The following is a 22424-nucleotide window of genomic DNA, read 5'->3' on the forward strand; positions in this document are numbered from 1 at the left end:
AATAAAAGTGAACCGTCCTTTTATGCACAAGGAATCTGATATTCTATAATTAAAAGATTAGGATGATTCAAATTGTAATAAAAATTTATTATAAGATACCACTTATAAGGGGTATAATATAAAAAATGATACACAATAGATAAAGGGGTTAATTCTATGTTTAAAAAAGAGTATATAATCAATAATTTGAGAAATCAAATACTGATTAATAAGCATATAATTGGAGTTGCTGTTGGGTCTGGATTATCTGCCAAATATGCAGAAAAAGGTGGAGCAGATATTATACTAGCTTTAAGTTCTGGAAGATTTAGACAAATAGGGATAGGCTCTCTTGCTGGATGGATGCCTTTCTCAAATTCAAATGAATTAGTTATGGAATTTGGCTCCCGTGAAATTATACCAATAATAAAAAATATACCAGTTATTTTTGGCATTAATGCAACTGACCCCACAATAAACTTGGAAGAATATATTGATTTAATAAAAAGCAATGGTTTTTCTGGAATTAATAACTTCCCAACGGTAGGAATGCTGGAAGGGAAGTTTCGTGAGGCTCTAGAAAATGAAGGGATTAGCTTTGATAAAGAGGTTGAAGCTATTAGAATTGCTCATGAAAAGAATTTGTTTACCATAGCTTTTGTTTTTGATGAAAAACAATCTGTGGAAATGCTAAGGGCAGGGGCGGATATTATATGTGTGCATCTAGGATTAACAGGTGGAGGAGAAATAGGGGCTAAGAAAATGATATCTTTGGAATCGGCAAAGAATGTTACATCAAAAATATTTAAGGTCTGTGATGACATTAGACCAGACGTATTTAAAATGATTTATGGAGGACCTGTTAAAACACCAATAGATATTGATTATATGTACCAAAATACTCAAACAATAGGGTATATTGGAGGATCAGCTTTTGAAAGAACTCCCTCTGAGTCAACAATAACAAATACTACAAAATCTTTTAAGTTTGCTGGAATTCATGAAAAAGATGAGCTATTAATAAAAATGATTGAAGGAATAAAAAAGCATTATAGCTATGTTGATTTTGTTAAAGAATATATTTCAAATAATTATATGCATAAAATACTTTTAAGTGATTTGGCATCAGTGTTACATGTATCGAGGCCATATTTAAGTACACTTTTTAAGAATGAAGTAGGTTGTACTTTCCCAGAATACTTATCTCAGTTTAGGCTAAATAGAGCAAAGGAAATTTTAGAAAAAGAAAATATTCAAATAAGCGAAATTGCCCATATTGTAGGATATAGTGATTATGCTCATTTTAGCAAATCCTTTAAAAAACAGACAGGTTTATCTCCTAAAGAGTATAGGGAAAAGAATAAAACGGTTACAAGTATTACAAAATCACATGAACATATTACAAGATAACATGTATATTTTAATTTGTTAGTTGTATTATCAAGTTAAAGTAAAGAAAAAAATTATTAAGGAGGTTAACTATGAAGACAATTGCAATCGCAGGAACTTTTGATTCTAAAGGTGAAGAATTCAGCTATGTTAAAGACATAATTGAAGGTTTAGGGTTAAAAACCTTTATGATTCACACAGGGGTTTTTGAACCTAAGTTTACACCAGATGTATCTAATGATGAAGTGGTAAAAGCTGTAGGTGGTGACATTAAAGAAATTGTAGCAAAAAAAGATAGAGCATTAGCTACAGATATTTTGTCAAGAGGAATGGAAAAGCTATTACCAAAGCTTTATTCAGAAGGAAAATTTGATGGAATTCTTTCCTTTGGGGGAAGTGGTGGTACTTCAATCGTTACTCCTGGAATGAGAGCACTTCCAATAGGGGTACCAAAGGTTATGGTATCTACCGTTGCAGCTGGAGATATATCTATGTATGTAGGAACTAGTGATATAGTTATGTATCCATCTATTGTTGACGTAGCAGGGTTAAATTCTATTTCAACAAAAATTTTTACTAATGCTGCTTTTGCTATAGCTGGCATGGTAAAATTTGAAAGCAAAATTGATTTAAATAAAAAACCTTTAATTGCTGCAACTATGTTTGGTGTTACCACTCCTTGTATAAATAAATCTAGAGAATATTTAGAAAAACTTGGATATGAGGTTTTAATATTCCATGCCACAGGAACTGGCGGAAAAGCTATGGAAAGCTTAATAAGGGATGGTTATATAGAAGGTGTTTTAGATATTACAACAACGGAATGGTGTGATCAATTGTTTGGGGGAAATATGGCAGCAGGAGAAGATAGACTTGAAGCAGCTGTACTTAATAAAATACCTCAAATTGTTTCAGTTGGAGCATTAGATATGGTTAATTTTGGCCCCATATCATCTGTTCCAAGTAAATATGTAGGACGTAATTTTTATAAACATAATCCAACGGTTACATTAATGCGTACTACAGTGGAAGAAAATAGGCAATTGGGTCTAATCATTGCTGAGAAGTTGAATATGGCTCAAACAAAAACAGCACTATTACTTCCATTAAAAGGGGTTTCTCTTTTAGATTCAGAAGGTCAACAATTCTATGGAGTTGAAGAAGATGCTATGTTATTTAAAACATTGAAAGAAAATATAACTAATCCATTAGTAGAGATTATAGAAATAAATTCAAATATTAATGATGAAGAATTTTCTATCGCTGCAGCACAAAAATTAGTTCAATTATTAAATGAAAAATAGTTAGGAGGAATTTAAAATGTCAAAATCACGTAGTGAAATTCTAAATAAATTAAAAGATGAAATTAAATCAGGAAAAATAATTTTAGGAGCAGGTGCTGGAGCAGGCATTTCTGCTAAAAGTGCTGAAGCTGGTGGAGTTGATTTAATTATAATATACAACTCTGGAAAATATAGAATGGCAGGAAGAGGATCTCTTGCTGGGTTATTATCCTATGGTGATGCTAACCAAATCGTAGTTGAAATGGGAAGCGAAGTGCTACCTGTTGTTAAAGATACTCCTGTATTAGCAGGGGTTTGTGGAACAGATCCATTTAGAGTAATGGAACCATTTCTAAAACAACTTAAAGAACAAGGCTTCGCAGGAGTACAAAATTTCCCAACTGTTGGGCTTATTGATGGGGTTTTTAGACAAAATCTTGAGGAAACAGGAATGGGATATGGTTTAGAAGTAGAGATGATTAGAAAAGCTCATGAATTAGATCTAGTAACTTCACCATATGTATTTGATAAAGAACAAGCTATTGAAATGGCAAAGGCAGGAGCAGATATATTAGTAGCTCATATGGGATTAACTACAAAAGGAACTATTGGTGCTAAAACAGCACTTACATTAGATGATTGTGTTGTAAAAGTACAAGAGATATGTGATGCTGGTAAGTCAGTAAATCCAGATATTATAATTTTATGTCATGGTGGCCCAATAGCAGAACCAGAGGATGCTCAATATATAATGTCAAAAACTCATGGTGTTGAAGGTTTCTTTGGAGCATCAAGTATAGAAAGATTTGCCACTGAGGTTGGTATAAAAAATCAAACTGAAGCATTTAAAAATATTAAGAAATAAATAAAGAAAAAGCGATAGGACATCAAACCTTTCGCTTTTTTTGTATTTAATATTAATTAATTATTTAAATTTTAGATTCATTACTTAACTGTCCTCAAATTTATCACGTAAATTTCACCATAATTAATTCCCTCAATTGATAACTTATCCTAAAGATTTCTTATGATGTTTTGTTTTCTTAGCAGCTATGACGAAAATTAATTTTCATATTTTAGATAATTGGTAAAATACTTATTTGGTTTTTAAAAAAACTTATAATTATGCTTTTAAATGAAATTTTAGTTGAATTCAAGAATGATGATTATTTAGAAATATCATATTAAATAATAAAATTTAACGAAAAATTAAAGAAAAACTACTTGTAAATGAAATAATGTCACCAATATTTGTTTGATAATAGCATAAAGTTGCATTATATGCTATCATTATTTACAATAATACAAAAAAATGATTTGAAATCTAAATGACATATTTCTAAAATATAATAGAATTGATTGACAAATTAATAATTGATTTTAAAAGGTAAATTAAGTTTATATTAGTTACTTAATTTATGTTATAATAAATTATCATGAAAAGGAGGGAGAAATTTTGAGAAAAATAAAGAAATACTTAGTAATAATTAATATAATTCTTTTAATATCGCTAAAAATCTTAAATTTAGGATTATTTGAAATTAAACACAAAATTTCTTCCTTGAATATTAAAAATGTAATCAATTTATATAGAGAAAATTATAGAGAATTTTCCTACCTACTATCTAAGAGTAAAGTTATTCCATATAAACATAACAATTTTAAAATTAATTTATTAAAGTTTAAGATGAGAAATATTCCATATAGATATAAAAATATAGAATTTATTATTAAGGAAGAAAATCATTATAGAGAAAATTATGAATTATTATACAGTCATTTAACATTTTTTCAGAATGATTTAAATAAATACAATATTACCCAATTATTTAGTCCACTTATTCTATTTTTAGATCATAGGAATAAAATTAGAAATCTATTAAAAAGTAAATTTAACGGGAGTAGTTATAAAGAAATTTATCTAATTTAAACTATAAAAGTAAGTGGGAGGTATTAATCCAATGATTATTACAGAAGAAAATTATCAACTGTGGATAATAAAAAGAACATTATCGATTGCCTTAATACTATCCATGTTAATTCTTATTATAGTTTCAAATCCAAAGGAATATATATATGGCTTACTTTTTAGTACATGCATTACGGTTTTAAACTTTAGACTTATGTGCATTAGCATAGAAAGGTCTTTATATATGGCACAGAAAAAAATAAAATTTTTTATATTAGGAAATTATGCCATGAGAACTTTTATTTATGGTATTGTCATATTTATTTCGTATATAGCAGATTATTTAAATTTTTATACTGCTATACTGGGTTTATTTTCTGTGAAGATAACTATAATTTTTGGTGTCTTTTATAAAAAGGGCTTGTTTAAATTTATAAAAAAACAATAAAGTTTATATAATTAAATATTTTGAGCGGTATTGTCAAAATGATATAGATTCACCGTAATATAGGAGGTGAATAGCGTGAATATGAACATAAATTTCCTATTGTTCGGCAAGGAAATATGTTTAAATGGTAATGCTATAAATTCTTGGATAATAGTTATACTGTTATCTATATTTTCAATTATTGTTGGTAGAAAGATAAAAAATACAAAAATTGATGAGAAGCCAAGTTCCATAGTTACTATTGCAGAGTTTTTTGTAGAGGCGATTGAATCATTAGTAAAAAATACTATGGGTGAAAATAGAGTGGGTTTTGCCCCTTATATAGGAACGATAAGCTTATTTTTAGTATTCGCTAATTTGCTTGGACTTTTAGGCTTAGAGGCTCCCACAGCTGATTACAGTATAGTTTTAGCATTGGCAATGATTACTTTTATGTTGATACATTTAAACAGTATAAATAGTAATGGTATAAAGGATTATTTAAAAAGCTTTACGGAGCCTACGCCAATAATGTTGCCTATTAATTTAATAAGTGAAATGGTAATACCAATTGCATTATCTTTTAGATTATTTGGAAACATGATAAGCGGAACTATAATAATAGCTCTAGTTTTTAGTGCATTAAATAGTATATCTATGATTACTATACCTTTTATAGCACCATTTTTAAACGCATATTTTGATGTTTTTGTAGGCATTGTTCAGACCTTTATATTTGTAATGCTTACCATGGTGTTTATAAGCAATAAAACGAAAAAAACTAAGTAATATTAAAATGAAGAATTGATTATTTAAGGAGGAATATAAATATGCAAGGAATTTCAAGCGAAGCATTTGTATTAGGTTGTTCAGCGATAGGAGCAGGTATAGCTGTATTGGCAGCTTTTGGACCAGGATTAGGACAAGGGTATGCGGCAGGTAAAGCAGCGGAAGCAGTTGCAAGACAACCTGAAGCAAAGTCAGATATTATTCAAACTATGATATTAGGACAAGCAGTTTCAGAAACAAGTGGAATTTATGGGTTAATTATAGCTCTTATTCTAATAGTTGTACGTCCTTTAATGCAAGCATTATAAAATATAGAATAGCGTGTAGTGTATTTTAGCAATGCTCATGTATGGATATGTGATTTCATCCATGTTTACTGCATAGAAAGGAGTATTTAAGTCATGAATTTTCAAATAAATATTATGCCAGACTGGCCTATTTTCATATCTCAGTTGATTTCAACGACGGTTCTATTTCTTGTAGTTAAGCATTTTTTATTTAAGCCAGTTTCCGATATGGTTAATGCTAGAAAAAACAAAATTGAAAATGATATTTTTGAAGCTGAAATTCAAGCTAAGGAAGCTAATGTTTTAAAAAATCAATATGAGCAAAAAATAGAAGAATCGAAAAACGAAGCAAGAACAATTATAGCTTTAGCTAAACAAAGGGAAGATAAAATAAAGCAGGAGGTTCTTGCAGAGGCAAAGATTGAAGTAGATGGTATGTTTATAAAATCTAAAGAAAGTATTGAAAGGGAGAAAGAAAAAACTATGGCAGGTTTAAAACATGACATAGTGGAAATGGCCATGTTAGTAGCCTCAGCAGCCATTGACAAAAATTTAGACGAAGATACTCACCAAGAAATGATAAACAAGTTTATCGATGAGGTAGGTGAAGTGGAATGGATAGAGTAACTTATAAAAAATATAATGAAGTTTTAAATGAGTTAATGTTTGATGAAGATAAACTTGATGAATTTAGAGATGAGCTTAAATTTATATCAGATGAGATAAAAAAAGAACCGCAATTTCAAATTATACTTGAACATCCAGAGCTTTCAAAAGAGGATAAAAAAGATATGTTAACTTCTGTTTTTGAGGAGAATGTGTCAAAATCAGTGCTAACCCTTTGTTACAATTTAATAGACAATAGTATGGAAAACTATTTTAATAGAATTGGTAAGGATTTTGATGATAAGATAAATGACAAATATGGAGTTATTGAAGCAGTGGTTTATACTGTACTTGCCATAAATGCTGATAGTATGAAAAAACTTAAAGAAATTTTAACTAAAAAGCTTCAAAAAAGAGTTATTCTCTCCAATAAAGTTGATAAGTCTATAGTTGGTGGAGTTGTTCTTAAAGTAGGAGATAAACTCATTGACGTAAGTATTAAAGGAAGACTAGATGATATTCATACGTCTATAAATAATTCAATTATTAAATTATGATAGGAGAGTAAACTTAATGAATTCTAGAAAAGATGAAATTAGCTCTATCATAAAGGAGCAAATTGAGAAGTATGAAAAGAAACTAAATTTAACTGAAGCAGACTATGATTTTCAATCTAATGGAATAAATGCATTAAAAATAAATTCAGTAATAAAAGAGCAACTTAAAAAATATGAAAAACAACTTAATGTGTTAGACGCAGGTACTGTTATTCAAATTGGAGACGGTATTGCAAGAATTCATGGATTAGAAAAATGTATGGCTTCAGAATTATTAGAATTTCCAAATCAAGTATATGGTATGGTTCTCAATCTTGAAGAAGATAATGTAGGCTGTGTACTATTAGGACCTAGTGAAGATATAAGAGAAGGAGATATAGTAAAAAGAACGGGAAGAATTGTAGAAATCCCAGTAGGAGACGCATTGGTGGGAAGAGTAGTTAATGCTCTTGGCGAACCAATAGATGGTAAAGGAACTATTAATACGGACAAGTTTAGACCTATTGAAGCGGAGGCATCTGGAGTTATTGAAAGAAAATCTGTAGCTGTACCTTTGCAAACAGGAATAAAGGCTATTGATTCTATAATTCCTATTGGTAGGGGTCAAAGGGAACTTATTATAGGTGACAGACAAACTGGGAAAACCGCATTGGCAATAGATACAATTATAAATCAAAAAGATCAAGATGTTATATGTATTTATGTGGCCATTGGACAAAAAAGATCTACAGTAGCTCAATTGATAGATACTTTGGAAAAGAATGGAGCTATGGAATATACAATTATAGTATCTGCTACAGCAAGTGAGGTAGATGCAATGCAATATATAGCCCCTTATTCAGGCGTGTCTATAGCAGAAGAATTCATGTACAATGGGAAGGACGTGTTGATTGTATATGATGATTTATCAAAACATGCAGTTGCCTATCGTACCATGTCTCTTCTTTTGAGGAGGCCACCAGGACGTGAAGCATATCCAGGGGACGTATTTTATTTGCATTCCAGGTTGCTAGAAAGGGCGGCAAGGCTTAATGATGAAAATGGTGGAGGATCTATAACGGCATTGCCAATAGTAGAAACTCTTGCAGGAGATATCTCAGCCTATATTCCAACAAATATAATATCTATAACGGATGGTCAAATATTTTTAGAGCAAGAATTATTTTCCTCAGGACAAAGACCAGCAGTGAATTCTGGCTTGTCAGTATCAAGAGTAGGTGGTGCTGCTCAAACTAAGGCTATGAAAGAGGTATCTAGTGGACTAAAACTTGAGCTTGCGCAATACAGGGAGCTTCTATCCTTTGCACAGTTTGGATCGGAGCTTGATAAGGAAACCCAAAAAACATTGTCATATGGGGAGAGGATAATGGAAATATTAAAGCAACCTCAGTATTGTCCTATGTCAATGGAAAGACAAGTAATGCTTCTATATGTGGTATGTAATAAATATATTAATGATATTCCTATAGAAAAAATTAAGGTTTTTGAAAAGGAATTTTTAGAATTTATGAAAAATAATTATTCACATGTAGAGAAAGAAATAGCTAGTGCTAAAAAGCTTACTGAAGAAATAGAATCTGAGCTTATAAAAGCTATAGAGGAATTTTTGGGGCTCTTCAAATGAAAATGATGTAAGAAGAGAGGTGGAAGTATGGCTCAAGGGATGAAAGAAATTAAAAGAATGATAAAAAGTGTGAATAGCACAAAAGAAATAACCAGAGCAATGGAGCTTGTTTCATCATCTAAACTCAGACAGGCTAGGAAGCGCTTAGAAAGATTGGAGTCATATCAAAAAATCGTGCTTAAAAGTATTAATGGACTTCTGACCTCCGTAGCTAAGTTAGCTTATCCTGAGGATGAAAAAAGAGAAGCAAAATATAAGCTATTTATTATAATAACTTCTGATAAAGGTTTGGCAGGTGGATATAACAATAATGTGTTAAAACTTACTGAAAATATTATTGAAGATAAAGAACAGGCGTTAGTTATACCTATAGGCCAAAAAGGTATAGACTATTTTACTAGAAATAATTATGAAATAGTAGAAAGTTTTGACCTTATATCAGAGAATCCACAATTTGCAGATGCAGTCAATATAGGCAATCTTGCTATAGATTTATATAAAAAGCACCAAGTATACGAGATAAATCTAGTATATACTACTTTTAAAAATGCATTATCTCAAATACCTACTTTAGTAAGACTTCTTCCAGTAGAGACTGTGGAATCTGAAAATACTAATAAAAATATTCAGTTAGAATGCGAACCATCACCGGAAGCAGTGTTAGATTATTTGATTTCTAAATTTATTCATATTTCTATATATGGTGCTTTGGTTGAATCTTCTGTTAGCGAACAAGGAGCAAGAAGGGTATCTATGGAATCAGCAACTAATAATGCTGAAGAAATGATAGCTAATCTTGAATTAGGATATAATCGAGCTCGACAAACCTCAATAACTAGAGAAATAACAGAAATTGTAGGTGGTGCAGAAGCTCTTAAATAAATAAGCAGAGGAGGAAATCGGATGTTAGAAAAGAACACGGGCAAAGTAGTTCAAGTTATTGGACCTGTGTTAGATATAAAATTTAATAAAGATAATATGCCTAAGCTTTTAAATATTATTGAAATAAAAGATGCTAATAATAAAGTATTAGCAGAAGTAGCTCAACATATAGGTGAAGATACAGTAAGGTGCATTGCCATGTCCTCGACAGATGGGCTTATAAGAGGTATGGAAGCAATAGATACAGAGGCACCAATCAAAGTTCCAGTGGGTGATGTAACTTTAGGAAGACTTTTTAATGTACTTGGAGAAACCATCGATAAGAGCGGTGAATTAATTGCTGATGAATATATGCCTATCCATAGAGGGGCACCGCTACTTGAAGAACAACAAACAGCTACTGAAATATTTGAAACTGGAATAAAAGTTATCGATTTAATGACGCCTTATGCAAAAGGTGGTAAAATTGGTCTTTTCGGTGGAGCGGGAGTTGGAAAGACAGTTTTGATTCAAGAACTTATTAACAACATTGCAAAAGAGCATGGAGGATTATCAGTATTTACTGGTGTTGGAGAGAGAACTAGAGAAGGTAATGATCTTTACCATGAGATGAAAGATTCAGGAGTTATAGATAAAACTGCCTTGGTATTTGGCCAGATGAATGAACCACCGGGAGCAAGAATGAGAGTTGCACTAACAGGACTTACTATGGCGGAATATTTTAGAGATAGTAAAGGGCAAGATGTTCTACTATTTATAGATAATATCTTTAGATTTACTCAAGCTGGATCTGAGGTATCAGCACTTCTTGGACGTATTCCAAGTGCTGTTGGTTATCAACCTACTTTAGCAACAGAAATGGGACAACTACAAGAAAGAATTGCATCTACAAAAACAGGTTCCATTACTTCTGTTCAAGCAGTTTATGTACCAGCGGATGACTTAACAGACCCAGCTCCAGCAACAACATTTTCTCATTTAGATGCAACTACTGTTCTCTCACGTACGATTTCGGGACTAGGGATATATCCAGCAGTAGACCCTTTAGATTCAACATCTAGAATTTTGGATCCTCTAATTGTTGGAGAAGAACACTATCATGTAGCTCGTGAAGTACAAAGAGTTCTTCAAAGGTACAAGGAGTTGCAGTATGTTATAGCGGTATTAGGTATGGATGAATTATCAGAAGCGGACAAGCAAACCATAGCTCGAGCTAGGAGAATTCAACGTTTCCTATCTCAACCATTTAGCGTAGCAGAGCAATTTACAGGAATACCTGGAGAATATGTACCTTTAAAGGAAACAATAAGAGGATTTAAGGAGATACTTGAAGGAAAGCATGATGATCTTCCAGAAGCAGCATTTTTATTTGTAGGTACCATAGACCAAGCTGTAGAAAAGGCTAAAAAAATAAAAAATTAGGAGGATTTAAATGGCTTTATTTTCACTAAAAGTAGTAACTTCTAATGGGATTTTTTTTGACGAAGATGTGAATATGGTTATATTAAGATGTGTAAATGGAGATCTTGGAATATTAAAAGGTCATGCTCCATTAATATCTCTTATAGGTATCGGAAAACTAAGGATTAAGCAGAATGGAAAATTTAAAGAAGCAGCCATTGCTGGCGGGTATGTGGAAGTAAATAAAGAAAATGTATTAATAGTTTGCGATGCTGTTGAATGGCCGAATGAGATAGATATAGAGAGAGTTAAAAAAGCAAAAGAAAGAGCTGAAGAACGATTAAGAAATCCTGATGGCATTGATGTCGAAAGGGCGGAAGTAGCTTTGAAAAAGGCTATAAACCGAATTAATATAGCAGAGATTCAATAAAAATATACAAATAAGACACTATCAATTTATAAAAATATTTAAATTGATAGTGTTTTATTATTACAGCTATGCTCCAATAGATTTAAATACTATTTTTTAATTTAAGGTATGGATTCATGATTATAGTATTTATAACAATAAAAATGAACCGTCCCTTTAATACATAATGATTTATGTAAGGCATCTTCAAAAAAATAATATGCCAGTATGTTAGTCTATTTCCCATCATACTGTGTGTCAGAACCCGCCCATAGCGCACTATGAACAGAACCTGACGCCTTGTCTGATATAAAATATACTAACATCTTTGGGATATTATTATTTTTCAGATGCCTAACTATCTGATATTATAAGAATATAAAAACATTTAATGGAGGTGTTTATTATGAAAATATTATTTGTACAGTACCCAAAATGCACTACTTGTATTAAAGCTAAAAAGTGGTTAGTTGAAAATAATGTGGATTTTGAAGATAGACATATAGTTGAAAATAATCCTACAAAAGAAGAATTAAAGGCATGGTTACATAAAAGTGGATTGCCTATAAATAAGTTTTTTAATAGTAGTGGAAAGTTATATAAAGAGATGAATCTTAAAGACAAAGTCAAAACTTCTAGTGAAGAAGAGCTTTTAGATATATTATCTTCCAATGGAATGATTGTGAAAAGACCAATAGTTGTAGGAGAAGATTTCGTTTTAGTAGGATTCAAAGAAGAACAGTGGGCAGAGAAACTTAAATAAAGTAGAAACAAATTAGAGCATTGGAGAAATCTAATGCTCTAATTTATTTATTAACTTTTAATATATGAAAAGTTTTATAAAAAGATTTCATTTTATTATTGTAAGGTAAATGCCATTAAAAATATAATTTATAAGGGGATTATAAAGTTTTATAAAGTTTTATAAATATAGTTTATAATTGGAAACGTAGGAGGGATCTTTCTATGAAAGAAAAAATATTGATTGTTGAAGATGATGAGGAAATAGCTTTATGTATAAAAGAGTATGTTGAAAATAATGGTTATAGCACTCTTTGGGCATCTACAGGAAGAGAGGGGTATGAAGAATTTAAAAGAGGTAAATTTCAACTACTGATAATAGATATTATGATGCCTGAAATGGATGGACTAACTCTTTGTAAGAATATAAGACTCACCAGTGATATACCTATAATTATTCTTAGTGCAAAAAGTGAAGATTATGATAAGGTAAAGGGATTAAATTTAGGAGCTGATGATTATGTAACTAAGCCTTTTAGTTTGATTGAACTTCAAGCAAGAATAGAATCTAATTTAAGAAGATATAAGAGATACAATGGCATAAATGAAGATAATAATCTTTTAAAATATAAAAATGGACTTAGTATAAATAAAGAAGATAAATACGTAGAAATTGAAGGCATTAATGTACATTTAACTTCTAAAGAATTTGAATTATTTATTTTAATGGCACAAAATCCAAAGAGATCTTTTAGTAAAAAGGAACTTTATGAAATTATATGGGGAGAAGAAGAGATAGATGGAAATAATACTGTAACTGTCCATGTAAAGCAAATTAGAGATAAATTAAAGGATGATCTTAAAAAGCCAAAGTTTATTGAGACTGTATGGGGAACTGGGTATAGATTTGTAGGAGAAAAATTAATATGAGGATAAAAAAGTGGCTTACACTATCATATATAACGGTGGTGCTTATCCCCATATTAACTGGTATGATGCTTTTTCTTTGGATGAAAAGTTACAACGAACAGACAGAAATAGATGATTATATCAATAGTATAAAAAAGTTTGAAAAATACGATAAGCTATTAAGCAGCAAAGAATTTTATGCTTATCCTTTTAAGGAAGTAGATTTCATTGATGAAGGGGATAGAAATAGCACTAAGATAGTTATATATGATAAAAATGGAATTAGATTATATTCATCTATTAATGAGAGTGTATTATAGTCAATTTCTAAAGAACAGCTTTATTCAAACCTCTATGAAATAAAACACGGATTTAGAGCAGATACCTTGAAAAAGCCTGTTTTTGATAGAGGAAATATAATTGGATTCTATGAAGTAACAATATTAAGAACCAAGATAATTCAAGGGGTGAATAGTGGTACTATTGTAGTAATCAGCATATTTATCATTGTATTTATAGCAGTTTTAATATGGATGATTAAATTAATGGACAGGAAGTTTAATAAACCACTTCTTTTGCTAATAGATTCCATAAAGGATTTTGCAAAAGGTGAAGAAACTTGTATAAATTATAAATCAAAGGATGAAATTGGAGAACTTATAAATCATTTTAATGATATGAAGAAAAAAATTAAAGAAAAGGATTATGAAATAGAAAAAGAGCAAAAATCAAAGGAATATATGATAGCAGCAATTTCTCATGATTTAAAAACGCCATTAACATCAATAAGAGCTTATACTGAATTAATCATTTCTAAGGCGGAAGAAACCAGCAAAAGATATGCTCTTAGCATATTGAATAAATGTGACTATATGAGTAATATGTTAGAAGATTTATTGATGTATACAATACTTTCTTCAAATTATATTATGGATTTTGTTAATGTAGATGGAGAAGAATTTTTTCAGATGCTTCTTTCAGGTTATGAGGAAGTTTGTGAAAAAAGTAATATAAATTATAATACAGAGATAAATGTTAAGGGAAACTATAAGGTTGATGTTAAGCAGATGATAAGAATAGTTGATAATTTAATGAGTAATGCAATTAAATATACAGGCGAAGGAAAATCAATTCATATGGGAGCTTTTTCAGAGGAGTTTTCACTTCCAGATTGGATATGTGAAGAGGAAGAAAAGAAGCTTAAAGAATTTAGAAAAAATACAGCAGTTATATTAATTAAAAACCAAGGAGAAGAAATACCAAAAGAAGATATAGATAGAATTTTAGAACCTTTTTATAAGGTTGATAATTCAAGAAATAAAAAGGTTGGAACTGGTCTTGGATTAAGTATAGTAAAGTTAATTATTAATAAGCATAATGGAAGAATGATTATTTCATCAAGTAAGGAGAGTGGTACATTAATAGCTTGTTTTATAATTAGGGAAAGAGGAGAATTATAATGAAGAAAAAAAGAGCTGTTTCTAGAATTATGGGGGCATTGTTAAGTTTAATTGTATTTTCTAGTTGTGGGACAAAAAATAGTATTTTACCAGAAACAATAGTATCATATGCAATGGAATCAGAGACTAATGCGAGATCTTATTATGGGGAGTCAAGAACTCGTATGTATGATAAAGATAATAAGATTGTTGTAGATAAGATTGCAAAGGAATGGCAAGATATTTCTAAAGATAAAATGAGGGTTAGAATTGAATCATATTCTGATAAGAATGAACTTGAAATAGTATCTACAAATGATGGAAATATTGTCATGATATATAATATTGGTGATAAAAAAGTCTTAACTATGAAAAGTTTAGATAATTTAGGAATGCCTATAAGATCTCAAAGAGAACAAACTAAAATATTTTTAGAAAATATAAAGGAAAGCCACAATATAAGTACTGTTGGAGAAGAAAAGATAAATGGTATGGATGCTTATCATATAAAAGCAGTACCTAAAGAAAAGAATAGCATATTTCCAGAACAGGACATGTGGATAGACAAGAAAAATTGGTTTGTAATTAAGAGTACTTCCTATGATGGAGATTTAAAAGTTGAGAGCGAATATACTAAAATTGATTTCTCACCTAAAATTGAAGATGAAATGTTTACGCAAAAAACTCCAGAAGACGTAAAAATAGAAAATTTTGATACCACTGGACCAAAGACAAAAACTATGACTTTAAAAGAAGTAAAAGATTTTTTGGGAAAATCCTTTATATATTTTTCTGATTCATCATCTTATAAAATTAAGGATATTAAACTTCTTCAGTATGGAAGTGAGTCGGTAAATGATGAAATAACTATACAATATGAAAAAGATAATAAACCTTACTTTAAAATGTCACTTAGTAAAAGCAATAAAATTTATTCAAAAGATGAAAAAGTTCCCGGTAGTGAGGAGATTACTATAAGAGGGGAGAAAGGATTTATACTTAAGGCTGGCATATCTATTATTGGTTGGTTAGAAGGAGATGTGATGTATAATATAATTCCTTCTGAAAACATTGAAGATGTAAAAGTCTTTATAAAAGAATTAGATAAAATGGAAAATTTCAATTAAAGATTTGAGAGATAGGCTAACTACAATCTTATATTTTAATGTGTGTAATAAAGATCATTTATGCTAATTTAAGGGGAAATGATTTATATGATAAATTGGGTTTTGATTGTTTTATTTATTAGTATCATTTTTAAAGAATTTAAAATTTTAAAAGAGTTAGTAATAACTACAAAGAAAAATCTTGTTGAAAAAATATTTCTTTTAATAGGTAGTGGGGTTATCATATACATTACCTATGCATATGCAAGGACATGGATACATTATTTACTGGGGATATTAGGAATAATCTTATATGTGATTGATTACTTCAAATCTGGTATAACTTCAAATGGATTTGCATCTGTATATCGTGGTTTACAATTTATCTCTTGGAATAAGATACAGGAAGTTCATATAAATAAGGGGAAAAATATAAAAGTTTCCTACTCTGGAGATGGATTTCATCATAGCCTTTACTTTGAAATTAAAGACTATGATAAAATAGTAGAATTTCTAAATGAAAAGTTACCTAATGAATTAGTGGACGTTGACTGTGATTTTCACATAAGAAAATGAGTAAACTTTTAAGATTTAATTACTGCAATATTTTTTAAAAATGAGAGTTAAGGGAAGCTAGAAAAATAGCTTCCCTTAAAATTATATAGCATCAATATTCTTTTAAAACATAACCAATGTATAAAAGAAAGTATTCTTACAGAAGGAGTTATTTTCTTTTAATATAAATCCATACATTAAATAAAAATAGTACAAATGTAGTAGCAAAGTTTAATGCTGATTCTGTAATTTTTAAAGCACATAATTCCATATCAAATGTATATATTGAAGTTCAAAATATGGAAATAAATTTTCCTACTGAAAACAATAATAGAATATCACGGATTGGTGCTGATAACGTAATACAATTCAAGATAACCTAAGATACTGACTTATTATTTTTAAAAGATGTTTTATTTAATCTTAAGATATAGCTTTTACACTACATCAATATGTTAATACTGTGTTTCTATTATCTAAAAATAAGAAAAGATAGGGTTAGTCCTATCTTTTCTTATTGGACTTTAAGCACATTTTATAAAAATCTAAGTTTACCTATACTTGTAATCCACCGCAGTGCATAGTCAATCCTCTAGTAAATGTTCATAGATATTTCTAAGAAAAAACTTCATATTTTTAATGTAAAAAATGCCTTTTAAAGATTTTTCACACCTCTCATTAAAAAAATATTGGACACCTATCTTTTCAGGAATTATTAGCCTTAAATCCATATAATCCCTTATAGTATCAATACTTATATTATTAATATTTGAAAATTTACCTATTCTCATAGTATCAACTTTAAAAATTATTTTCAGTTACACTATAAAAGTTTAATTAATTTAATAACTATTTCTTTAAGTCTTAGCGATATTCTAATATAATTTTAAATTGATTACAATTTAATATAGAAAATTATGGTAATAGGGGGGTGCTATTATTTTTAGATAAGATTATAGATTTATATTTAAAATAGAATATAAATGCTTTTAAGAAATATAAATTAACTATGGTAAATAAGTTACTAAAATAAAAGGATTAAGTAAGTAATAAATATAGTAATTGAGCGAATGTTTAGTTTGTAGGATGTCCATAAGTATTTTAAAAATAAATTTAAAATTAGGAACTACATTCTAAATATTAAATTTTTTGTGGGTGTTTTGTGAGAAATTTGTGAGAGCTTTGAGAGAATATGGTTATAAGATATAAGTTTCATAAAAGTAATTTGGTAATATAATTGAAAAAGTTATGGTAAATATTTATATTATAACCATATATTGTTATAATCTACTGTGGTAGCTATTATTGATCATATAAAAGGAGTAATAAGATTTAATGAAAAAAATATTAAAAGTAATTATAGTCCTAGTAATGATAACAATTCAATTTTTTGTATTAGATCCAAGTTATTTTAGAAAAAAAATCTTTTCTAGAAATGTGCCTGTTGAAGAAAAAGGAAAGATAGATCTTTCACAATGGGATTTTGTAAAAAATGGGGCCATAAGATTAAATGGAGAATGGGAATATTATGATAATCAGATACTTATACCAGAAGATTTTAGGGAAGGAAGTAATAAAAAACCTGAACTAACTGGATACACTAAACTCTCATCAACTGGAAAAAGAGAAATAAATGGGAGAAATATATCATCAAAAGGTACTGGTACTTATAGATTAACTATAAAGATTAATCCTTCTGATCAGATATTTGGGATGAAGATAGGTAATATTAGAATGAGCAATAGAGTATATATTAATGGGATACTTAAAGGCTCCAGCGGTAATCCAGCTGAAAAAGATAAGGGATATTACCCTGGAAATACCCCTTATAGTACCTATTTTAACATCAGCGGAGATAAAATTGAAATAATTTTACAAACAGCTAATTTTGATTATCTCTATGAAGGAATACTACATAAAATACATTTTGGACTACAAAAAGATATCAATTTTATAACTATAGCAATATTGTCTGCTGAGTTAACAGGAGCTATGCTAGTACTCTTATTTGGTATTTATCATTTAAGTATATATTTTATGAGAAATGAGGATAAAAGTTTTCTATACTCAGGTATATATTTCTTAATATTTTCGGTAACACTTCTTGTAAATGGAGAAAGGGCGATATTACAATTTTTCCCGAGTATACCTTTTAACTTAATTTGTAGGGTTCAGCAAACTGTAAATGCCTTAACTATAATACCATTAGCGGGGATTATAAAAGGTATAGATGAGAAAATATTACCTAATTCAATAGTCAAAGTAGCTAATATTGTCAGTATCCCATATATAGTAATACCTTTAATAGCTCCATATTCAATATATTCACATTTAAATTTGAGTATGTCTATTTTAAACATAGTTTTTATAATAATGATAATTTCCAGGTTGATAATTATGTACTTAGAAAATTCCTATGGAGCTTTAGATAGAAAAGGAATACTTTTACTGTCAAAATCTATAATCTGTCTAGGTATTTGTTTAGGAAATAATTATTTATATTTTTTTAATATAATACATTCAAATATAGTAGGGTCAATAGGGGTTTTCGGATTCATAATATTTACAGCTGATACATTGGCATATAATTTCGTTAAGGCATATGAAACTATGGAAAAGATGTCAGAAGAACTTATAAAAATGGACAAGACTAAAGATGAATTTATTACCAAGACATCTTATGAATTAAAAGCTCCCTTGTACGGGATAATTAATATTGCTGAAACTATAATTAAGGAAAATAGTAATCATTTAAAAGAAAAAAATATTAAAGACATAATAATAATAAAAAACATAGCTTTAAGGCTATCTAATATTGTAGATGATATTTTAGATGTAACTTTATTAAAGAATGGTCAATTAAAGATTAATATATCCTTAGTAGACATTAAAGTTTGTACCAATATAGTAATAGAAGCCTTTAAATATATGATGCAAAATAAAAATATAGAAATTATTAATAACATAAAAGAATCAATAATGGTAAAAGCTGATGAAAATAGAGTAAGACAGATTTTATTTAATCTTATTAATAACTCTATTGCAAGTATGGATGAAGGTATTATAAAAATAGGTAGTAATAGAGTTAATAATATGATCTATATATCAGTGGAGGATACAGGGTGTGGAATACCTAGAGATAAACAGAAAAGAATATTTGAACCTTACGAGGTTTTAGATTCAGAAGGAGCTAGCTTAGGACTATATATAAGCCGTCAGTTAGTTGAATTGATGGAAGGGCAAATATATTTAGATTGGTCAGAGACCAATAAAGGAAGTAGGTTTGTATTTTCAATACCTTACTGGGAGGGAAAAAGTAATTTATGTAGAGTAGCTAATAGAGAGGAATTGAAATATTTCCATACACCAACTTCAATAGATTATTCAGAAGCAGATAATGAAAAGGCATATGAGAGCACAATTTTAATAGTAGATGATGAAATATTTAATATTCAAACAGCTTTAAATATATTGGGGCGAGAAGGATATAATGTATTAGTTGCTTTATCGGGAGAAGAAGTCTTAGAAAAAATTCAAGATAATAAAGTTGATTTAATATTATTAGATATAATGATGCCAAGAATTTCTGGTATAGATGTATGCAGAAAAATTAGGGAGAAATACTCAGTTATTGAATTACCAATATTAATATCAACTTTAGGAAACACCAATTATGATTTGTTTTTAGGTTTTGAAGCAGGTGCAAATGATTTTATAACTAAACCTTTTGAAGAAAAAGAAATAAGAGCAAGAGTAAGAACTTTAATTACACTAAAAAAATCTATGGAAGATGTATTAAAAAATGAGCTAGCTTTTTTGCAAGCACAAATAAAGCCACATTTTTTATATAACGTAATAAGTACTATAATTTATTTTTGTTATACAGATAGTAAAAAAGCAGCTGAACTTCTTACAGACTTTAGTAGATACCTAAGGCTTGCTTTTGATATAGATAATAAATTGATGATTATACCATTAAGTCGGGAGCTACAATTGGTGGATGCATATGTACAGATAGAAAAGGCTCGTTTTGGAGATAAAATTAAAATTGAATACGACATTGAAGAAGAGCTTATGGATGAGAAAATTCCATCGCTATCTATTCAACCATTGATAGAAAATGCAGTAAAGCATGGTATATGCAAAAAAAAGGAAGGTGGAACTATATATCTATCTGTTAAAAGAAGAAAAGAACTAATTTATATTGTAGTAAAAGATACAGGGGTGGGAATGTCAGCTGATAAAGTTGAAAATTTAAAAAATATTGAAGATAAAAATAATGGGATAGGGTTTTCAAACATAGGTAGAAGAATTAGAAGATTGACTAAAGCAGATATAGATATTTACAGTATTGAAGGGGAAGGAACTACTGTAGCTATATCTATTAAAAATTTATAATTAAGGCATTTTAAAGAAAATAATAAACAATAGTGATGGATATTTAATGTTCACCTATATCATCAGATTTAATGTAGGTGAATTGTGTGTGGGAGCAGATTTTTTGTATAACAAAAATAGATGATATCTGTAGTCTATTATTTTCTTTCAGAGGCCTAATATAATATGGCTGTGGGGGATAGAAGTGATAAGAGCTGTGATTATAGAAGATGAAAGACCAATTTTAGAATTAATGAAAATAATTATTAATAAAAACAAACATTTAGATATAATAGGAGAATTTACTGATCCTAATGAAGCATTGGAGAGTATAGAGCAACTTTTACCAGATGTAATTTTTATAGATGTAGAAATGCCATGTATGAATGGAATAGAGTTAGCTAAAGAAGTAATGCGTATTGATGAAAATATACAAATAGTCTTTGTAAGTGCTTATGAAAAATATGCTTTAGGTGCTTTTCAAGTTAATGCAGTAAACTATATATTAAAACCTATTACGGAAGAAGAGTTAAATATAACGGTAAATAGACTATTAAAAAATTATAATGCAAGGAAAAGTTTATTAACGTCAAATAAAAAAAATAAAATATATTCTTTAGGTCGTTTTAAAGTTTATGGAGATTTAGAGAAAGAAATTAAGTGGCCTACTATAAAGGTTCAAGAATTAGTTGCATATTTTATATATAGTGAGGGAGAAGAAATAGATAAGTGGCATCTTTGCGATATACTTTGGACAGATTCACCACCTAAAAAAGCAGAACATAATCTACATAGTGCTATATATAGATTAAAAACTGCTTTTAGAGATGGCGGTATAGAAGATATAGTAAGCTACGAAAAGGGAAAGTATAGAATAGACCTTAATGATTTCTATTGTGATGCTTGGGAGTTTGAAACTTTTATTAAAAATAATCCTTTAGTTAATGAAAAAAATATAGTTAATTATGAAAAAATCATAGATTTATATAAAGGAGTATTATTTGGAAGTGAGGACTATCTCTGGACTATAGAATTAAATGAGAAGTTTGATAGATATTATGTAAATGGTGTGAAGAATATAGCTAAATATTATATGAAAAATAAATCTTACAATAAAGCGGAAGAATATTTAAAAAAGGCAGTTAAAAAAGATCCTTTTGATGAAGAAGCTCATGAATTGATAATGCAAGTATATTCTCATGTGAGACAAAAAATTAGATTGGTTAGCTATTACAATAATTTAAATAAATTATTAAAANNTTGATATAGAGCCAAAAGAGTCAACTAAGAAACTTTATAAAACTTTATTAATGAATTTATAGCGGAGAATTAAAATTCTCTGCTTTTTTTGTGTGATAAATTTGTGAGGCTCAAATATTACCATAAAAATAATGAGTTGAAATTTAGCAATATGAAGATTTGCTTCATATTAGCATGATTTAATTCATATTAATTACTGTTAATGTCTTAATTACTTTTAGAGAGGTTTAGGGAATTAAGGCATCAATGCATGATCTAATTTACAAGGAGGAGGAAGATGAAACAGAAAAAAATTTCTATAATTGCAATGGTGATTACCTTGTTTTTTCAACTTTCAATTATTGCACCTGCAATTGAGATCAAAGCAGCAGAAATTGCAAACACATTTCAATTTATTACAGGTATAAGCCTCACAGATGCAAAAGGAGAACCTATTGACAGCCAGTCTAATCCAATTAGTAAAAATTCAGAGATTAAATTAAATTATACTTTTGC

General features: G+C 29.1%; 22 protein-coding genes. 21 read left to right on the forward strand and 1 reads right to left on the reverse strand.

The genetic code is table 11. From position 1 onward, the window contains the following. Positions 1-156: 156 nt before the first annotated feature. From B3603_RS11650 to B3603_RS11735, 18 genes are all read left to right on the forward strand, one after another. Positions 157-1389, forward strand: coding sequence for a phosphoenolpyruvate hydrolase family protein (locus tag B3603_RS11650; RefSeq protein ID WP_291564896.1), 1233 nt, complete (start codon positions 157-159; stop codon positions 1387-1389). A 71-nt stretch (positions 1390-1460) separates the two neighbouring features. Next, a complete protein-coding gene (locus B3603_RS11655; protein WP_291564898.1) occupies positions 1461-2672 on the forward strand; it encodes a Tm-1-like ATP-binding domain-containing protein in 1212 nt (403 codons plus the stop codon). 16 nt (positions 2673-2688) lie between these two features. Further along, positions 2689-3516 (forward strand): phosphoenolpyruvate hydrolase family protein, encoded by an 828-nt coding sequence (locus B3603_RS11660; RefSeq protein ID WP_291564901.1) that lies wholly within the window; start codon positions 2689-2691, stop codon positions 3514-3516. Between the two features lie 1096 nt (positions 3517-4612). Beyond that, on the forward strand, positions 4613-5008 hold the full coding sequence (locus B3603_RS11665) for an ATP synthase subunit I (protein WP_291564904.1): 396 nt from the start codon (positions 4613-4615) through the stop codon (positions 5006-5008). Positions 5009-5089: 81 nt separating this feature from the next. Next, positions 5090-5776 carry a F0F1 ATP synthase subunit A gene (gene atpB / locus B3603_RS11670; RefSeq protein ID WP_291564968.1) on the forward strand — a complete coding sequence of 229 codons (687 nt, stop codon included), beginning with the start codon at positions 5090-5092 and terminating at the stop codon, positions 5774-5776. 41 nt (positions 5777-5817) lie between these two features. Beyond that, positions 5818-6084 (forward strand): ATP synthase F0 subunit C, encoded by a 267-nt coding sequence (gene atpE, locus B3603_RS11675; protein WP_039633733.1) that lies wholly within the window; start codon positions 5818-5820, stop codon positions 6082-6084. Positions 6085-6198: 114 nt separating this feature from the next. Further along, positions 6199-6690, forward strand: a complete 492-nt coding sequence (gene atpF, locus B3603_RS11680; protein ID WP_291564909.1) for a F0F1 ATP synthase subunit B — start codon at positions 6199-6201, stop codon at positions 6688-6690. Beyond that, positions 6678-7226, forward strand: a complete 549-nt coding sequence (gene atpH, locus B3603_RS11685) for an ATP synthase F1 subunit delta (protein ID WP_291564913.1) — start codon at positions 6678-6680, stop codon at positions 7224-7226. The genes atpF and atpH overlap by 13 nt, the downstream gene beginning before the upstream one ends. Before the next feature lie 16 nt (positions 7227-7242). After that, on the forward strand, positions 7243-8850 hold the full coding sequence (gene atpA / locus B3603_RS11690) for a F0F1 ATP synthase subunit alpha (RefSeq protein ID WP_291564916.1): 1608 nt from the start codon (positions 7243-7245) through the stop codon (positions 8848-8850). A gap of 27 nt (positions 8851-8877) precedes the next feature. Next, positions 8878-9732, forward strand: coding sequence for an ATP synthase F1 subunit gamma (atpG, locus tag B3603_RS11695; protein WP_291564919.1), 855 nt, complete (start codon positions 8878-8880; stop codon positions 9730-9732). Between the two features lie 21 nt (positions 9733-9753). Continuing rightward, entirely contained in the window at positions 9754-11154 is a 1401-nt protein-coding gene (gene atpD, locus B3603_RS11700) for a F0F1 ATP synthase subunit beta (protein WP_291564922.1), read from the forward strand. A 10-nt stretch (positions 11155-11164) separates the two neighbouring features. After that, the gene (locus tag B3603_RS11705) at positions 11165-11563 is read left to right on the forward strand and encodes a F0F1 ATP synthase subunit epsilon (RefSeq protein WP_291564924.1); all 399 of its coding nucleotides are present in this window, start codon (positions 11165-11167) and stop codon (positions 11561-11563) included. 385 nt (positions 11564-11948) lie between these two features. Then, positions 11949-12305 carry an arsenate reductase family protein gene (locus B3603_RS11710; protein ID WP_039633747.1) on the forward strand — a complete coding sequence of 119 codons (357 nt, stop codon included), beginning with the start codon at positions 11949-11951 and terminating at the stop codon, positions 12303-12305. Positions 12306-12508: 203 nt separating this feature from the next. Further along, positions 12509-13213, forward strand: a complete 705-nt coding sequence (locus B3603_RS11715; RefSeq protein WP_291564929.1) for a response regulator transcription factor — start codon at positions 12509-12511, stop codon at positions 13211-13213. Further along, positions 13210-13512: a hypothetical protein gene (locus B3603_RS11720; protein ID WP_291564932.1), complete on the forward strand. Its 303-nt coding sequence runs from the start codon at positions 13210-13212 to the stop codon at positions 13510-13512. The genes B3603_RS11715 and B3603_RS11720 overlap by 4 nt, the downstream gene beginning before the upstream one ends. A 66-nt stretch (positions 13513-13578) precedes the next feature. Then, a complete protein-coding gene (locus tag B3603_RS11725; protein WP_291564934.1) occupies positions 13579-14652 on the forward strand; it encodes a HAMP domain-containing sensor histidine kinase in 1074 nt (357 codons plus the stop codon). Further along, positions 14652-15758 carry a LolA family protein gene (locus B3603_RS11730; RefSeq protein WP_291564937.1) on the forward strand — a complete coding sequence of 369 codons (1107 nt, stop codon included), beginning with the start codon at positions 14652-14654 and terminating at the stop codon, positions 15756-15758. The genes B3603_RS11725 and B3603_RS11730 overlap by 1 nt, the downstream gene beginning before the upstream one ends. Before the next feature lie 87 nt (positions 15759-15845). Next, positions 15846-16313: a hypothetical protein gene (locus B3603_RS11735; protein WP_291564939.1), complete on the forward strand. Its 468-nt coding sequence runs from the start codon at positions 15846-15848 to the stop codon at positions 16311-16313. A gap of 563 nt (positions 16314-16876) precedes the next feature. On the opposite strand, the gene B3603_RS11740 is transcribed toward B3603_RS11735, so the two are convergent. Further along, positions 16877-17083, reverse strand: a complete 207-nt coding sequence (locus tag B3603_RS11740) for a methyltransferase (protein ID WP_291564942.1) — start codon at positions 17081-17083, stop codon at positions 16877-16879. A gap of 544 nt (positions 17084-17627) precedes the next feature. Here B3603_RS11740 and B3603_RS11745 point away from each other — a divergent pair. The 3 genes from B3603_RS11745 to B3603_RS11755 all read left to right on the forward strand — a co-directional run. Continuing rightward, on the forward strand, positions 17628-20690 hold the full coding sequence (locus tag B3603_RS11745) for an ATP-binding protein (RefSeq protein ID WP_291564945.1): 3063 nt from the start codon (positions 17628-17630) through the stop codon (positions 20688-20690). Positions 20691-20874: 184 nt separating this feature from the next. After that, positions 20875-21933, forward strand: a complete 1059-nt coding sequence (locus tag B3603_RS11750; RefSeq protein ID WP_291564948.1) for a response regulator — start codon at positions 20875-20877, stop codon at positions 21931-21933. A 273-nt stretch (positions 21934-22206) separates the two neighbouring features. Then, positions 22207-22424, forward strand: a 218-nt coding sequence (locus B3603_RS11755) for a hypothetical protein (RefSeq protein ID WP_291564951.1), incomplete at its 3' end; no start/stop codon positions are given.

It is taken from the genome of Clostridium sp. UBA2485 (assembly GCF_002341865.1).
Classification (GTDB): domain Bacteria; phylum Bacillota; class Clostridia; order Clostridiales; family Clostridiaceae; genus Clostridium_J.

Coding starts and splice junctions, on each gene's coding strand:
- B3603_RS11720 (WP_291564932.1), top strand. CDS start 13,210: ATGAGGATAAAAAAGTGGCTTACACTATCATATATAACGGTGGTGCTT.
- B3603_RS11745 (WP_291564945.1), top strand. CDS start 17,628: ATGAAAAAAATATTAAAAGTAATTATAGTCCTAGTAATGATAACAATT.
- atpE (WP_039633733.1), top strand. CDS start 5,818: ATGCAAGGAATTTCAAGCGAAGCATTTGTATTAGGTTGTTCAGCGATA.
- B3603_RS11710 (WP_039633747.1), top strand. CDS start 11,949: ATGAAAATATTATTTGTACAGTACCCAAAATGCACTACTTGTATTAAA.
- B3603_RS11730 (WP_291564937.1), top strand. CDS start 14,652: ATGAAGAAAAAAAGAGCTGTTTCTAGAATTATGGGGGCATTGTTAAGT.
- atpA (WP_291564916.1), top strand. CDS start 7,243: ATGAATTCTAGAAAAGATGAAATTAGCTCTATCATAAAGGAGCAAATT.
- B3603_RS11715 (WP_291564929.1), top strand. CDS start 12,509: ATGAAAGAAAAAATATTGATTGTTGAAGATGATGAGGAAATAGCTTTA.
- B3603_RS11650 (WP_291564896.1), top strand. CDS start 157: ATGTTTAAAAAAGAGTATATAATCAATAATTTGAGAAATCAAATACTG.
- atpF (WP_291564909.1), top strand. CDS start 6,199: ATGCCAGACTGGCCTATTTTCATATCTCAGTTGATTTCAACGACGGTT.
- B3603_RS11660 (WP_291564901.1), top strand. CDS start 2,689: ATGTCAAAATCACGTAGTGAAATTCTAAATAAATTAAAAGATGAAATT.
- B3603_RS11655 (WP_291564898.1), top strand. CDS start 1,461: ATGAAGACAATTGCAATCGCAGGAACTTTTGATTCTAAAGGTGAAGAA.
- atpG (WP_291564919.1), top strand. CDS start 8,878: ATGGCTCAAGGGATGAAAGAAATTAAAAGAATGATAAAAAGTGTGAAT.
- B3603_RS11705 (WP_291564924.1), top strand. CDS start 11,165: ATGGCTTTATTTTCACTAAAAGTAGTAACTTCTAATGGGATTTTTTTT.
- atpB (WP_291564968.1), top strand. CDS start 5,090: ATGAACATAAATTTCCTATTGTTCGGCAAGGAAATATGTTTAAATGGT.
- atpH (WP_291564913.1), top strand. CDS start 6,678: ATGGATAGAGTAACTTATAAAAAATATAATGAAGTTTTAAATGAGTTA.
- B3603_RS11735 (WP_291564939.1), top strand. CDS start 15,846: ATGATAAATTGGGTTTTGATTGTTTTATTTATTAGTATCATTTTTAAA.
- B3603_RS11665 (WP_291564904.1), top strand. CDS start 4,613: ATGATTATTACAGAAGAAAATTATCAACTGTGGATAATAAAAAGAACA.
- atpD (WP_291564922.1), top strand. CDS start 9,754: ATGTTAGAAAAGAACACGGGCAAAGTAGTTCAAGTTATTGGACCTGTG.
- B3603_RS11740 (WP_291564942.1), bottom strand. CDS start 17,083: ATGAGAATAGGTAAATTTTCAAATATTAATAATATAAGTATTGATACT.